General features: G+C 70.8%; 12 protein-coding genes. 3 read left to right on the top strand and 9 right to left on the bottom strand.

All coding sequences use genetic code 11. The features are described 5' to 3' along the window. Nucleotide 1: 1 nt before the first annotated feature. From LUU90_RS24025 to LUU90_RS23995, 7 genes are all read right to left on the bottom strand, one after another. Nucleotides 2-1,027, bottom strand: coding sequence for a LacI family DNA-binding transcriptional regulator (locus tag LUU90_RS24025; RefSeq protein ID WP_275006556.1), 1,026 nt, complete (start codon nucleotides 1,025-1,027; stop codon nucleotides 2-4). Next, a complete protein-coding gene (locus LUU90_RS24020; RefSeq protein WP_275006554.1) occupies nucleotides 1,024-2,610 on the bottom strand; it encodes a GH1 family beta-glucosidase in 1,587 nt (528 codons plus the stop codon). Before LUU90_RS24020 ends, LUU90_RS24025 begins: the two co-directional genes overlap by 4 nt. Nucleotides 2,611-2,618: 8 nt before the next feature. Continuing rightward, nucleotides 2,619-3,536, bottom strand: a complete 918-nt coding sequence (locus LUU90_RS24015) for a carbohydrate ABC transporter permease (protein WP_275006552.1) — start codon at nucleotides 3,534-3,536, stop codon at nucleotides 2,619-2,621. Beyond that, complete coding sequence (locus LUU90_RS24010; protein ID WP_275006550.1) at nucleotides 3,533-4,549, bottom strand: carbohydrate ABC transporter permease; 1,017 nt, start codon at nucleotides 4,547-4,549, stop codon at nucleotides 3,533-3,535. The genes LUU90_RS24015 and LUU90_RS24010 overlap by 4 nt, the downstream gene beginning before the upstream one ends. Nucleotides 4,550-4,718: 169 nt before the next feature. Continuing rightward, on the bottom strand, nucleotides 4,719-6,047 hold the full coding sequence (locus LUU90_RS24005) for an ABC transporter substrate-binding protein (RefSeq protein ID WP_275006548.1): 1,329 nt from the start codon (nucleotides 6,045-6,047) through the stop codon (nucleotides 4,719-4,721). Between the two features lie 192 nt (nucleotides 6,048-6,239). Then, a complete protein-coding gene (locus LUU90_RS24000; RefSeq protein ID WP_275006546.1) occupies nucleotides 6,240-7,586 on the bottom strand; it encodes an ABC transporter substrate-binding protein in 1,347 nt (448 codons plus the stop codon). A 281-nt stretch (nucleotides 7,587-7,867) separates the two neighbouring features. Beyond that, nucleotides 7,868-8,392: a DUF2505 domain-containing protein gene (locus LUU90_RS23995; protein ID WP_275006544.1), complete on the bottom strand. Its 525-nt coding sequence runs from the start codon at nucleotides 8,390-8,392 to the stop codon at nucleotides 7,868-7,870. Nucleotides 8,393-8,552: 160 nt separating this feature from the next. Here LUU90_RS23995 and LUU90_RS23990 point away from each other — a divergent pair, with 160 nt between their 5' ends. Then, the gene (locus LUU90_RS23990; protein ID WP_275006687.1) at nucleotides 8,553-10,034 is read left to right on the top strand and encodes a sensor histidine kinase; all 1,482 of its coding nucleotides are present in this window, start codon (nucleotides 8,553-8,555) and stop codon (nucleotides 10,032-10,034) included. 143 nt (nucleotides 10,035-10,177) lie between these two features. Here LUU90_RS23990 and LUU90_RS23985 read toward each other — a convergent pair whose 3' ends face one another. Further along, nucleotides 10,178-10,426: a WhiB family transcriptional regulator gene (locus LUU90_RS23985; RefSeq protein ID WP_026365970.1), complete on the bottom strand. Its 249-nt coding sequence runs from the start codon at nucleotides 10,424-10,426 to the stop codon at nucleotides 10,178-10,180. Nucleotides 10,427-10,967: 541 nt separating this feature from the next. Here LUU90_RS23985 and LUU90_RS23980 point away from each other — a divergent pair. Then, nucleotides 10,968-11,138 (top strand): hypothetical protein, encoded by a 171-nt coding sequence (locus LUU90_RS23980; RefSeq protein ID WP_275006542.1) that lies wholly within the window; start codon nucleotides 10,968-10,970, stop codon nucleotides 11,136-11,138. Here the strand turns inward: LUU90_RS23980 and LUU90_RS23975 are convergent. Then, nucleotides 11,086-14,193, bottom strand: a complete 3,108-nt coding sequence (locus LUU90_RS23975) for an FtsK/SpoIIIE domain-containing protein (RefSeq protein ID WP_275006538.1) — start codon at nucleotides 14,191-14,193, stop codon at nucleotides 11,086-11,088. The genes LUU90_RS23980 and LUU90_RS23975 overlap by 53 nt on opposite strands. A 374-nt stretch (nucleotides 14,194-14,567) precedes the next feature. Between LUU90_RS23975 and LUU90_RS23970 the strand changes: the two genes are divergently transcribed. Next, nucleotides 14,568-15,028: ABC transporter ATP-binding protein (locus LUU90_RS23970; RefSeq protein ID WP_275006536.1), on the top strand; the 461-nt coding region annotated here is incomplete at its 3' end.

Below are 15,028 nucleotides of genomic sequence, written 5' to 3'. Positions count from 1 at the left end.
GTCAGGCCGATTCGCCCTCGACCAGGCGCGGGGCGAAGATCCGGCGCTCGTCACGCACCGGCCGTCCTGCGACGAGGTCCACGAGCATGCTCGTCGCCGCGCCGACCATCTGCACCACCGGGTTGTGCACGGTGGTCAGCCGGGGCGACGTGGTCTCGGCGATGCCGAGGTCGTCGAACCCGACCACCGAGACGTCGCCGGGCACCGACCGGCCGCGGTCGGCGAGCACACGCAGGGTGGCCTCCGCCATGAGGTCGGACGCGGCGAAGATCCCGTCCAGGTCCGGGTGCTGGTCCAGCAGCCGCGCCGCGGCGACGGCTGCCCCGGCCACGGTGAAGTCACCCTCGACGACGGCATCGTCGGGCAGGCCGGCGTCACGGAGGGCATCGCGCCACCCGATCATCCGGTCCACCCCGGCCGGCATGTCGAGCGGCCCGGTGATGGTGCCGATACGACGGCGTCCGCGGTCGATCATCCGCTGGGTGGCGATGCGCCCGCCCGTGACGTTGTCGACGTCGACGTAGCGCAGGCCACGGGAGAACATCGGGTCGGGCTCGAACAGGCGCCCCACGAAGACGGCGGGCAGCATGGCCGGCCCGAGCTCCGTCTCGAGATGGTCGCCCCGGTGGTGCGACGCCACGATGACGCCGTCCACGTGGCCGCTGCGCAGGTAGCGGCCGACCCGCCCGCGCTGCTCGCCCGGACGGGCGAGCAGCAGCACGAGCTGCAGGTCCGTCCCGGCCAGTCCCTCGCTCACCCCCGCGAGGGTGCCGCTGAGGAACGGGTCGGTGAGGATGCGCTGGTCCGGCTCGGGAACCACGAGGGCTATCGAGTCGGTCCGCCGGGTCACGAGCGACCTGGCGGCGCGGTTCGGTGCGTACCCGAGGCGGGCGACGGCGTCGTCCACCGCCGCCTGCGCCTCGGGTGAGACTCGCAGGCCACCGTTGATGGCGCGCGACGCGGTCGACCGGGAAACCCCGGCCGCCTGGGCCACGTCGTCCAGAGTGGGTGGGCCTGAGATGGTCACGCCTGGGGAACCGCCTTGTCTCCGCCGTTGTCGTCGTCTCCGTGCGATGCGGGCGTCACAGTTCGCTCCGGAACGGCATTGGCCCGCGCGACCTGACCGTACCAGCGGCCGGACGCCTTGACCGTGCGTTCCTGCGTCTCGTAGTCGACACGCACGAGCCCGAAGCGCTTGCCGTAGCCCCACGCCCACTCGTAGTTGTCGAGCAGCGACCAGCCGAAGTAGCCGCGCACGTCGGCGCCCTCGTCGATCGCGTCCCTGATGGCGCGCAGGTGCACGTCGATGAACTCGAGCCGGTTCTGGTCGTCCACGAACCCGTCCGGCCCGACGACGTCGTCGTAGGCGCTGCCGTTCTCCGTCACGTACAGCGCGATGCCGCGCGGCCCGGTGTAGTCGCGCTGCAGCCGCAGGAGAAGCCTGGTCAGGCCCTCGGGCTGGACCTCCCAGTTCTGGTCGGTGATCGGCAGTCCACGCGGGTGCGTGTACGCGCCGTCGCCGGCCGGGAACGGGGAGGACGACGGGCGGGAGACCGGGGCGCCGCCGTCCAGCGACCGCTCGGGCGGCGTCGCCGACACGGCATTGCCGTGGTAGTAGTTCACGCCGAGCGAGTCGATGGGCGTCGAGATGATCTCGAGGTCGCCCTCCTGGATGTGCCGCTCGAGGCCGTACTCGCGCACGTCCTCCAGCACGTCCTCGGGGTAGGCACCGCGCAGGATCGGGTCCGCGAAGATGCGGTTGAACCCGCCGTCGAGTCGGCGCGCGGCGTCGACGTCGGCGGGGTCGTCCGGGTTCAGCGGGTCCTCGATCTCGAAGTTGAGCGTGATGCCGAGATTCGCCTCGGGTGCCCGCTCCCGCAGTGCCTCCACGGCCAGGCCGTGGCCCAGCATGAGGTGGTGCGCGGCCGCGAGACCGTCCTCGCGGGACTGCCGGCCCGGCGCGTGCTGACCGCCCGTGTAGCCGAGGAAGGCTGCGCACCACGGCTCGTTGAGCGTGGTCCACACGTCGACGCGGTCGCCGATCGCCTCGTGCATGGTCACGGCGTAGTCCCGGAACCGGTACGCGGTGTCGCGGTTCACCCAGCCGTTCGACGCGGCCTCGATGGCCTGCGGCAGGTCCCAGTGGTAGAGCGTGAGCCACGGCAGGATGCCGGCACCGAGCAGCTCGTCCACGAGCCGGTCGTAGTACGCGACACCGGCCGGGTTCACCTCGCGCCCGCCGGGCACCACGCGGGACCACGACGTCGAGAACCGGTAGGCCTTGATGCCGAGGTCCTTCATGAGCGCGACGTCGGCGGGGAAGCGGTGGTACTGGTCGCACGCGACCTCGCCGTCCTCCTGGCCGAGCACGGCGCCCGGGACCTTCGCGAACACGTCCCAGATGGAGTCCTCGCGGCCGTCCTCGTGGGCGGCGCCCTCGACCTGGTAGGCGGCGGTGGCCGCGCCCCACAGGAACCCGTCCGGGAAGCTGACGGTGCCGGTGGTGTTGGCCGTCCGCTCCGTGCGGGGTGCGGTGGGCGTGTACGGCAGGGCGATGCCCGGTGCGGGCACGCGCCGTGCCTCCGCGGTGGTCTTGACGTTGAGTGTCATCTCGGAAGTCATCCCTTCACAGCTCCCTGCATGATGCCCGCGACGAGCTGCTTGCCGACGACGGCGAAGATCACCAGCAGCGGGAGCGTCACGAGGAACACACCGCCCATGACCAGCGAGTAGTCGACGAAGTAGTTCGCCTGCAGGGACTTCACGACGATCGGTAGGGTCGGATTCGACGAGCTGAGCACGATCGAGGGCCAGAAGAAGTTGGTCCACTGCTGGACGAACGTGAACAGGCCCAGCATGGCCGCCGCGGGGCGTGCGGCGGGCAGCGCGATGCTCCAGAACGTGCGGATCATCGACGCGCCGTCCACACGGGCGGCCTCGATCAGCTCGTACGGCAGCGCCTCCGACAGGTACTGCGTCATCCAGAAGACACCGAACGCGGCGACGAGCGACGGCACGATGACCGCCTCGAGCTTGCCGATCCAGCCGAGGTCCGACATGAGGATGTACATCGGGATCACGCCGAGCTGGGTCGGGACCGCCATCGTCGCGATGACGAACACGAGCAGCGGCCCACGGCCACGGAAGCGGAGCTTCGCGAACGAGTACCCGGCGAGCGTCGAGAACAGCACGACTGCCACCGAGACGACCACCGCGATGATCAGCGAGTTCGTCAGGGCCAGCCAGAAGTTGATCTGGGTGGACTCGATGACGGTCCGGAACTGGGTGAACAGCGACAGGTCCGGCAGCCACTGCGGCACGGGGTTCTGCGAGATCGCGATCGGCTCGGACGAGCCGAGCAGCAGCGTGAAGTAGAGCGGGAAGACCGAGATCAGCAGCGTGATCCCGAGCAGCGCGTAGACGATCCAGCTCGCGCGGCGGTTGGTGCTCCCGCGGGACCTTTTCGCCCGACGGCGGGCGGCGACCTTGGCGGCGCCCTCACCAGCGGTCTGGGCGGTGACAGCGACGGAGCTCATGCGTTCCCTCCGGTGGTGCTCTTGCGCTTGGGCTTCTTGACCGCCGCGTTCGACGAGATGCGCTGCGTGACCAGGAAGTTCACGAGGCCGATCACGACGATCAGGAGGAACAGCATCCAGGCGACGGCGGAGGCCCGGCCGAGGCTGTGCTGGTCGCCCCAGGCGAGGTCGTACATGTACACGACGGTGGTCATCCAGTTCTGGTCCGGACCGCCGAGCCCGATCGAGTCGAACATACGGACCTCGTCGAAGATCTGCAGGCCGCCGATGGTCGAGGTGATGACGACGAAGATGATGGTGGAGCGGATCTGCGGCACCGTGATGGAGAAGAACTGGCGCACGCGGCCCGCGCCGTCGATCACGGCGGCCTCGTAGAGGTCACGTGGCACGGCCTGCATCGCGGCCAGGAAGATCAGGGCGTTGTAGCCCATCCAGCGGTAGTTGACCATCGTGGCGATGGCGACGTGGCTGGCGATCCGGTCCCCGTGCCAGGCGATGGAGTCCAGCCCGACCAGGTTGAGCATCGCGTTGATCAGACCGTACTGGTCGGCGAACAGCCGGCCGAAGATCATCGACACCGCGACGGGCGCCACCACGTAGGGGATCAGCACACCCATGCGCCAGAAGGTCGCCGCCCGCAGGTTCTGGTCCAGCAGCGCGGCGATGATGATCGCGATGACCACCTGCGGCACCGAGGAGAACACGAAGATCGACAGCGTGTTGACCAGGGCTTTCCAGAAGGTGGGCTGGGCCAGCACGAACGTGAAGTTCTCCAGGCCGACGAAGTCGCCCTGCCCGCCCAGGAGGCTCCACTCGTGCACCGAGACGAAGGCGGTGTAGCCGAGCGGGAACAGGCCGGTCACCGCGAACAGGATGAAGAACGGCGAGATGTACAGGTACGGGGAGAGCTTCACGTCCCACCGGCCGAGCCGCTGGGAGAAGCCGATTCTGCGCGACTCGCGCTGGGGCGCACCTGATTCCGGTGCCGATCGTTGAGGTGTCAGGACAGCCATTTCTTCTTCCGCCGCGTCATCGTCGGGTGAGGGTCACTTCCGGTGTGTCGCCGAGTCCGGAACGGAGGGCGACGGCAATCGGTGGTCGAGCGCGTCGAGACCTCAGGTCTCGACACGCTCGACCACCGGATCACGTCAGCCCTTGAGAGGGCTCAGGCGCAGCTCAGGCTCAGCCGAGGGCCGAAGCCTTCTGCACTGCCTCGTCCCAGGCCTCGTCGGCGTCCTGCGACTTCGTGACGTCGACACGGTTGAGCGCGTTGGTGACCTCGTCACGGATGCCGAAGTAGTGCGCGCCCTTGAAGGGAGCGCCCTCGATCGTCTGCGCGCGGGTGGCGAAGATCTCGCCCACCGGTGCGTCGTTGAAGTACGCGTTGGTGGCGGACTGCACGGCCTCCGAGTCCTGCGCCTCGAGCTGCGACGGGAACGTGCCTGCCGACTCGAAGAACCGGGACTGCTGCTCGGGGGCGGTGAGCCACGCGGCGAGCTCCTTGGCCGCCTCGGTGTTCTCGCCCGAGGCGGGGACGGTCAGGAACGAGCCGCCCCAGTTACCGCCGCCACCGGGGAAGACGTTGGCGACGTCCCAGCCCTCGACGCCACCGGCGCGCTCCTCGACCGCACCGGTCATCCAGGCCGGGCAGAGCATCGTGGCGAAGGCATCCTGCTGGAACGCCGCGTTCCAGTCGTCCTCCCACTGCACGAGGCCGGCCGACAGGTCGTCCTCGACCGACGCAACGATCTCGTCGTAGATGCCCTTGACCTCGGTGTTGTCCGCCAGGTCCTTGGGCTCGCCCGTCTCCGGGTCCTCGAAGGCGGCGGGGAGCTGGTTGACCATGCCCTGGAAGGTGCCGCCCACGCTGTCGTACCAGGCGGCGTCGGACTCCTTCACGAACTCACGGCCCGCGGCGAAGTAGTCCTCCCACGTCGCGTCCTCGCCACCGAGCAGCTCGGCGACCTCTTCGCGGTCGGTCGGCAGGCCGGCCTCCTCGAACAGGTCGGAGCGGTAGCAGATGGCCTCGGGGCCGATGTCGGTGCCGTAACCGAGGACCTTGCCCTCGAGCGTGGTGGCCTGCTCGACCTTCCAGTCCACCCAGCGACCGTCGAGCTCGGGGTCGGCCAGGTCGGTGAACAGATCCGGGTACTGCATGAGCTCGGGCAGCCAGTCGACCTCGATGGCCTCGATGTCGGCCAGGCCCTCGCCACCGGCGGCGAGCTTGGTGGTCAGGTTGGCGCGAGCGTCGTCGCTGGTGGCGGCCGTGACGTGCTCGACGGTGACGTTCGGGTGCTCTTCCTTGTACTCGGCGAGCACCTCCTCCGTGTAACCGAAGTTGTTGAACGTGGCGACCTTGAGCGTGATGGGGCTGTCGTCGCCGGATCCGCCTTCGGCCGCGTCGCCGGACCCGCCGCAGGCGGTGAGGGCGAGGGCGATGGCGGCGACGCCTGCGGTCGCCTGGAGGGTGCGGGCGGCGGTGCGCCGCGTGGGTCGGGTACTGCTCAGCACTGGGGACTCCCTTGTCGTGCGATCTGGGGCATGCGGTCAAGCGTGGTGCGGTCGCGTGACGTGCGAGCACGTCGGCGTACCAGCGCTGGAAGCGCTCCCACCATCGTGGTGTGGTAGCGCTTCCACAGGCACTGATCGTTGCGCTGTCCGCCGTGTCGTGTCAAGACAGGCAGCGGGCGAAAGGATTCTCGGCTACTCCGGGACCCGGAAGTCGCCGACGGTCTGGACGGCCTGGTTCCAGGCGATCTCCGGCCCGCTGCTGCCGGTGTCCACCGCTGTCAGGGCGTTGTTCACCTCGTCGCGGATCGCGAAGTAGAACGGGCCCTTGTACGGTGCGCCGTCGATGGACTGCGCCTGGGCGGTGAAGATCTTGCCGACCGGAGCGTCGTTGAAGAACGGGTTGGTGTAACCCTGCACGGCCTTGGAGTCCTGCGCCTCGATCTGCGACGGGAAGGCACCAGCCGCGGTGAAGGCCTTCGTCTGCTGCTCGGGTGCGGTGAGCCACGCGGCGAGATCCTTCGCCTCTTCGGTGTACGCGCCCGCGGACGGCACCGCGAGGAACGAGCCGCCCCAGTTGCCGCCGCCACCGGGGAAGACGTTGGCGACGTCCCAGCCCTGCACGCCCTCGGAGTACGACTCGATCGGCCCCATCATCCAGCCCGGGCACAGCATCGTGGCGAAGGCGTCCTCCTGGAAGCCCGCCGCCCACTCGGGGGTCCACTGCACGAGGCCTGCCGAGAGGTCGTCGCCGATCGCGGCCGTGATCTGGTCGTAGACCGAACGGACCTCGTTGTTGGTCGAGAGGTCGGTGGGCAGCTGCGTCGCCGGGTCCTCGAACGCGGCGGGAAGCTGGTTGACCATGCCCTGGAACGTGCCGGTCGCGCCGTCGAACCACGCGGCGTCGGACTTCTCGGCGAACTGACGGCCCACCTCGAAGTAGCGTTCCCAGGTGGCGTTCTTGCCACCGAGCAGCTCGGCGACGTCGTCGCGGTCGGTCGGCAGGTCGGCCTGCTCGAACAGGTCGGCGCGATAGCAGATGGCCTCCGGGCCGATGTCGGTGCCGTAGCCGAGGAGCTTGCCGTCCGGTGTGGTGGCCTGTGCCACCTTCCAGTCCACCCAGCGCTTGGAGACCTCGGGGTCCGTCAGGTCCTCGAAGAGCTCGGAGTGCTGCATCAGCTCCGGCATCCAGTCGACCTCTGCCGCCACGACGTCAGCGAGCTCGGCGCCGTCACCCGTGGTGAACGCCTTGAGCATCTGCAGACGGGCCTCGTCCGACGTGGGGGCCACGATGTGCTCGACGGTGACGTTCGGGTGCTCCTTCGTGTACTCCGCGAGCAGCTCGTCCGTGTAGCCGAAGTCGTTGAACGTCGACACGGTGAGCGTGATCGGGGCGTCGTCGTCGCCTCCGTCGTCGGCCGGGCTCTGCCCCAGGAGAGAGCCGCAGGCGGTGAGGGGCAGGACGACGGCTGTGAGCGCGGCGAGGGCCACGCGTCTGGGGGCGACGGTCCGGCTTCGGACCGGTCCGTTTTTGCTGGGCACTGGGACTCCTCGTGATCGGGATGCTGTGTGTCGGGGCTTGGAAGCGGTATCAGAGCACAAAGTTGCCCACATCCGACACGAATGTTCGCTCAGGTTCTAGCACCAGTCGCCCGAAAAGGGCAGGGGTTGAAGGAACCGGAGGGTGCAATCGGGGAAACTATGTCCGAAATGATGAGCTTGCACCAGGACGGGGCACAGGTTCGTCAGGTTTGCCACAGTCGCGGTGCCCGACGCGACCGGCAGAGGGGCGCCCCTGGCGGGACGTCCGGAGCGGGACGGGCTCAGGCCGAACCCGTGTGCTTGCCCTCGAGCCAGTCGCGGCCTGCTTCCGCCTCGGTCTTGAGGGTCGTGCGCACCGCACTGACGGCGGCCTCCTCGATCACCGCGCCGAACAGCGGCACGGTTGCCCGGACGTCGCCCGCGTAGGTGAGACGTGTCCCGCCGTCGGGCAGCGCGGTGAGGGCGGCCGTCGCGGTGACCCGCACCGGCGCACCCATGATCTCGACGGCCACCGTGCCGGTGCGGCGGCCCTCGGACGCTGCCTCCCACGCCTCGGCCTGGCGGATCTCGAGGTGCGCGCCGACGAACGGGCGGGCCTGCACGGGGATGATGTCGGTCGGCAGGGTGCGTCGCACCACCACGGTGAAGCCCGTGGCCGCCGTGCCCGTGACGTCGGCCTGCTCGACGGCGCCGTTCACGGATCCGGTGGAGCGCTGGGCGCGCCACCGCACGAAGGACTCGTCGGCGAGCATCGCGGAGACGTCGTCGATGTTCGCGGGGAACGTCAGGTCCACAGTCAGGTGCACGGGCTTTCCTCCTCGCGCCGACGGGGGCATGCCGGTGGTGGAACTCTAACCGACACGTTGCGCGCATCCGATACGTACGTGCGGCGCCCTGGCCAGGGGCGGGCGCCGGGCACGCAACAGGTCATGAGCGGTTCCGGCATAGGCTGGGCGCGTGTCCGCGATGAGTGACCTGATCCTTGAGCACGCCGACCTCGAGCCGGCCGACGTCGAGTGGCTGCATCTGCTGGTCGGCGACTGGCAGGTGGTCTCGGACCTGGCGTTCGCGGACCTCGTGCTGTGGCTGCCCACCGACGACGGGCGGTTCGTCGCGATCGCGCAGTGCCGTCCCTCGACGGGCGCGACGGTGCACTACGACGACATCGTCGGCTCCTTCGCCCCCGAGGGTCAGCGCCCGCAGCTCGCCAAGGCGATGGCCGAGGCCAAGGCCCAGCGCGCCCGCGAGCCGCGCTGGTTCGGCGCGTACGCGGTGCGGGAGGAGGCGATCCCCGTCGTCCACAAGGACACGGCGGTAGCGGTGATCGCGCGACAGACCAATCTCGGTTCGGGCCGCACGCCGTCGCGGCTGGAGCTCAACTACGTCGAGGCCGCCGACGACCTCGTCGCGATGATCCCGCGGGGTGAGTTCCCCCTGCCGAACGCCGCGACAGGATCGCGGCGCGGGGCCCCGCGTGTGGGTGACGGCCTGATCCGCCTCAACTCCGAGGGCGAGGTGCTGTACGCCAGCCCGAACGCCCTGTCGTGCTTCCACCGGCTGGGCGTCATCGGCCCGCTCGTGGGCCAGTCGCTCGTCGAGGTGACGGCCGAGATGGTCGAGCAGCTCAAGCCCGTCGACGAGTCGCTCCCGCTGGTCGTGATGGGCCGTGCGCCCTGGCGCACCGACATCGAGGCGCACGGGGTGTCCCTGTCACTGCGTGCGATGCCGCTGACGGATCGTGGGCAGCGCATCGGCGCCGTGCTGTTGTGCCGTGACGTGTCCGAGCTGCGCCGGCGCGAGCGTGAGCTCATCACGAAGGACGCGACGATCCGCGAGATCCACCACCGCGTGAAGAACAACCTGCAGACCGTGGCCGCGCTGCTCCGGCTCCAGGCCCGGCGGATGGATGTGCCTGCGGCGAAGGAGGCGCTCGAGGAGGCCATGCGGCGCGTCTCGACCATCGCCCTGGTGCACGAGAGCCTGTCGCAGACCCTGGACGAGCAGGTCGAGCTCGACGACATGGTGGGCCGGGCGCTCCGCCTGACGGCCGACGTCGCCTCCGCGGGCACCTCGGTCCGCACCGTGCGCACCGGTTCGTTCGGCATGGTGCCGGCGCAGGACGCGACGCCGCTCGCCCTCGTGCTCACGGAGCTGGTCACCAACGCGGTGGAGCACGGGTTCGTGGGCCGCACGGTGGGCACCATCGAGATCGGCGTGGAGCGCGAGAACTCGGACCTCCGGGTGGTCGTGGCCGACGACGGCGTCGGGCTGCCGGAGAACGGGGGCGCAGGTGGGCGGGGTCCCGGCAGTGGCCTGGGTACCCAGATCGTGCGCACGCTGGTCACCAACGAGCTCGGGGGAACCATCGAATGGTCGACCCGCGACGGTGGCGGCACGCAGGTGGAGCTCCAGCTCGTGCTGCGGGTGGCGGATTCGTCGCGGTCCTGAGCCGACCAACGGGAACGGCATTCCCGACATTCGGTACGCCGTTCAAGCGCACCCAGGGCGTTCCTGGAAAAGAATGACGCGAGCCGCGCCCGAGCGAAGGGGGAGTGCTCAGGCGCGGCTCGCGGAGAAGAGTGGGGCGGAGGTCAGCCCGCGCGACGAGCGCGCGCAGTGCGACGCTTGAGCGCGCGGCGCTCGTCCTCGCTCATACCGCCCCAGACGCCGGCATCCTGGCCGGACTCGATCGCCCACTTCAGGCAGGTGTCGACGACGTCGCAGCGACGGCACACTGCCTTGGCCTCCTCGATCTGCAGCAGGGCGGGGCCCGTGTTACCGATCGGGAAAAACAGCTCGGGGTCCTCTTCGAGGCATGCTGCGCGGTGGCGCCAGTCCATGGTCACGTACTCCTTGGAAGGAACTACCCGCCGTCCGGCTCGCCACGTGGGGAGCATCGTCGTCGTGCGTCTGGGGCGCGCAGGTCTGGTTATGGATCGTTTTTCCGATCCCTGTGCGCCAGGCGGCGACCGACGGGGGTTTGTTCGGGGGTGTGGTGGATTGCTGCGTCTAGGTTCACACGCTCGTGAACACTCGCACAAGGGGTTACGGCGAAGTTTCTTCGCAGTGAACCCTGAGGTATCCGTCACACTATTGTGAATAGGCTGCTCACCAGTATCCTAGTCCGTCGTGCCCGTACTGGAAGCCTTTTTCGCGAGTCGTGTCCCCGCGTTTCTTCGTGCCCTCGTCATCGGTGTCCTGATCGAGGTGATCGGCCTCGTTGCTTTCGCAGTGGTGTTACTTGGTGAACTCCTTACGGGCGGTTCCTCGTCCGTCGGGGTGAGCCTCTTTCTGGTGATCTTCCTCCTGGGTGTCGCCTGGGTTCTCGTTGTGTCCTGCCGGGCACTTCTGGCAGGACGTCGTTCCGGTCGTGGACCCGTCGTGACCTGGCAGCTCTTCCAGATCATCGGATCGGTCGCGGCGATCGGCAGCGGTACCGGGATCGCCGTGACGGGCGGCTGGGTGGCCCTGGTGATCGCCGTGGCCGTGGGTGCGCTGCTCATGACTCCGTCGGTCGTGGCGGCGACGTCGGGGATCGGCTCCGAGGACTGATCGCCGGCTCCGGACCGATCGCCGGCTCCGGACCGAGCGTCGCCTCCGGGCCGATCTCTGGCTCCAGCACCTGGCAGAGCACCGGTTCGCCCCGGCCGCACCATGCGGCGCGGCCCGGCGGACCACCCGAACCGGCGAGAGCTACCGGCGCCCCGAGCGCGACGTCGGCCGCGCGGTCCGTGCCGAGCAGCACCAGGCGCGGACCCACCCGCGACGCCAGGCCGCCCACCGACGGGCTGTCCGCGGCGAGCGCGAACGCCACCTCCGACCGCAGCGCCCCGGGTGAGAGGGTGCCGCGTGCGTCCTCGACCCCGTCGACGAGGACCAGGGTGCCGGTACTGGTGCCGGCACTGGTGCCGCCACGGGCGTCGGCGAGCAGGCAGGCCACGGCCCCGGCGTCGTCCGGGCGTACTGTCCCGCCGTAGCCAGGATGATGCTCCAGGGGTGCGAGCGCGCGTGGGTCGCGTGCGATCCCGTGCACGGTCCAGCCCTGCCGCAGGGCGGCCAGCGCCAGGGTGACCAGCGCCGTGGTGCGTCCGGAGCGGGCTCGTCCGACGATCGCGACGTGGCCGTCGCTCGGATCCCACGTGACGGTCGTGCGGCGCTGCCCGTCAGGGTCGTCGCCGAGGGCGAGCACGAGCCCTGACCGGTCCCGCCGGGTGGCCGCAGGCAGGTCCGTGACGCTTGCCCGCCGGGGCAGCTGCGGCAGCCAGGGCGGCGCGCCCGGAACATGGCCCTGGGCGTCCGCCGCTCGACGGGCGGCGTCGAGCACGAGCTCAGCGGTGTCCGGCGGCGCGTGAACGGGAGCGCTCAGCGGAGTTTCCTGGAGCTCGGTGCCGGTGTGCGCGGTCGCCGTCCGGGGGGCGTCGGGAAGCCCGGGCGCGCTCCGGGTCGCAGGCCACGTCGGGGCGCGGCGCACCAGCGGCATCTCCGCCTCGGGCGCCGCCGTGACGTGCGCGCACTGCAGCGGAACGGCCGGCGCCGAGCCCAGGCGCAGCATCGCTCGACCCGGTGCCGTGGCGGGGATGCGCGCCGCTGCGGGATCGTCGAGCACGTCCCGTGACTCGAGCGGGTCGGTGACACGGAGCGCGATACGGGCGCTGACGTTGGCCCGCAGGTCCGGCCCGACGGCCCCGCCCGGACGCTGCGTCGCGAGGACGAGGTGCACACCGAGCGACCGTCCCTGTGCCGCGACACGCAGCAGGGCCGGCAGGAACTCGGGCAGGTCGTCGGCCAGGGCGCGGAACTCGTCGATCACCACCACCAGCCGGGGGAGCACGCCGGGCGACAAGGCGGCGACGTCGGGCAGGCCGTGGGCGGCGAGGACACGTTCACGACGGCGCAGCTCTGCCCGCAGGCCGGCGAGCGCCCGCGCCGCGAGCCCTGGCTCGAGGTCGGTGACCCGGCCGACGACGTGCGGCAGCCCCGGGCACGCGCCGAGGCTCGACCCGCCCTTGAAGTCCACGAGCACGAGGGCGAGGTCGGCGGGCGACCGCGTCAGGGCGAGCCCGACCACGAGCGCCTGCAGCAGCTCCGACTTGCCCGCACCCGTGGTGCCCGCGACGAGCAGGTGCGGCCCGTCGTGGACCAGGTCGAGGAGCACCGGCGCGCCGTCCGCGCCGATCCCGAGCGGTACTGCCCAGCCGTCGGCGCGGCTCCACCGCTGCGCGAGCTCCTCCGGCCCCGGCAGCTTCGCGAGGCCGTGTGCCCTGGTCAGCGGAACGACGGAAGGGAGGAGGTGGGGGTCCCCGGGGTGCCCGACGGCGGCGGTGCGGCCGAGCCGGGCTGCGCCGGCGAGGAGACGGGCCAGGTGCTCGGCCCACTCCGCGGTGACACCGACGAGCGGCACGATGCGCGCGGTGCCGTCCGGTCCGCTGATCCGGACGCGGCGGGCGTCGAGTACGCGTGCCACCGCACGGCACCCCGGTGGTACCGCACCGACGGAGACCACGAGGCAGCCGTCGGCTGCGCGGGCCCGCGTGGCGGCGGTCGCGACGGCGGGTGCGGGGACCGGCACGGGACCGGCGCCGTCCAGCACGAGCACGAGCGGGCCATCCGGGGGGAGCCAGCGGGCCCAGGACCAGCCCTGTGTGCCGGCGCCGAGTCGCACCGTGGCACCCCGGGCGGCACGTCCGGCGACGAGTGCGCGGGCGACCGAGCCGGCCAGGCCGGCGGGGCCGACCACGGCGACGACGCCGTCGTGCAGCAGCTGCTCCCAGGGATCGTCGGTCGGCGGAGGCAGGAGGTGCAGGGCTGTTCCCGGGGGAGTGCCCGGGGCGTTCGGCGGGCCGGCTTCGTGGGCGGCGAGACGAGCGTCCAGCGCTGCCGTCCAGGCACCCGGCGAGACGTGGTGCGCGGCGTGCGCGAAGGCGAGGAGCCCTGCCGGTCCGGGCAGTACCTGCGAACGGTTCCGTGACCTGCCGCCGGTCGTGGTCCGCTGCCGGGCGGCGCGCAGCTGCGGAAGCGTCACAACCAGGCTGACCAGCGCAAACACCGCCAGGAGCGGTTGGCGCAGGGCTGCGGCGAGGCCGAGCGACGCTGCGGCGGGCAGCAGTGTGAGCACCCAGGGCACACCGCCGTGCGGGAGTGCGGGAGGAGGCGTGAGCCATGCCGCCGGACCGCGCGTCCGGCGGACCACGAGGCGGCCCCCCGGCCGCATGCGGACCCAGGTCCGGAGCGCGGCCAGCGGTCCGGTGGCACCGACCACCGTCCCTGCGTCCGGACCGGTGACCCGCGCGACGAGCCAGGGCCGGCCGTCGCCAGGGCCGAGACCCGGGCTTTGACCTCGGGCGGGCAGCGGCTCGGCACCGTGCCTTTCCGGTTGCCCCACCCCGAGGACGGCACCGGGCAGCAGGGGGCGTTCGCCGACCACCTGGTCGTCGGTCAGGGGCGCGTCGTCGACCGTGAACGTGGCGTACCGCAGCTCCGGGCGCCGGGTGAGGGCCGCGAGGGGCACGCGCAGGTCGGCCAGGCGGGCGCCGGGGCGCAGGAGCACGTCCTCGCCAGGGTGCAGGGTCAGGCGCACGGCGCTGTCGGCAGTCGGGGGTGGGGCCATGGTTCCGAGCCTCGTCGTCACACGCCCGGATCGGTGCAGACACAGGGGTTTCTGTGCACGATCCCGGATTCCACAGGACCGCCGTCGTGCTCGCTACGGCACAACCCCTGGGTGAGTGCCCCTACCAGGGCCTGACCGGATGTACGACCAGGGGATGACACGGTCAGGGAAGGATCAGGCCGACGCCCGATGTCCGCGCCGGTCCCCGCTCCGTAAGTTCGTACCTGCCGGCCGTACCGGGATCAATCCCGGGAAGGTCGGACCACTTCCGGGCCGCAGGCAGGGGACGTTCCTCGCGTGCGCCGCCCGGGGCGGGCCGCCGTCGGCGACTCGCCGCAGCACTCAGCAGCATTGACGACTCGAGGAGAAATCTCGTGGACACCACCGTGTACGTCCCGGCGGACCAGCCGGCCCCGGCGCCGGGCGGCGCCGCCCGCGCCGTACGGGCCCGGAACCTGAGCAAGACCTATGGCAAGGGTGAGGCGATCGTGCGCGCCCTGGATGGTGTGGACGTCGACTTCGAGCAGGGTCGGTTCACGGCGATCATGGGGCCGTCGGGTTCGGGTAAGTCGACGCTGATGCATCTGCTGGCGGGTCTGGATTCCGCGACGGGTGGTCAGGCGTTCCTGGGGGACACCGAGATAACGGGGTTGAACGACAAGGCGTTGACGCGGTTGCGTCGTGACCGGGTGGGGTTCGTGTTCCAGCAGTTCAACCTGTTGCCGATGTTCACGGCGGAGCAGAACATCACTTTGCCGGTGGAGCTGGCCGGTGGTACCGCGGACAGGGCGTGGTTCGACACCCTGGTGGAGACTCTGGGTCTGGCGGGTCGGTT

It is taken from the genome of Promicromonospora iranensis, from assembly GCF_028994775.1.
Taxonomy (GTDB): domain Bacteria; phylum Actinomycetota; class Actinomycetes; order Actinomycetales; family Cellulomonadaceae; genus Promicromonospora; species Promicromonospora iranensis_A.
This window is presented reverse-complemented; position numbering and strand designations above follow the sequence as displayed.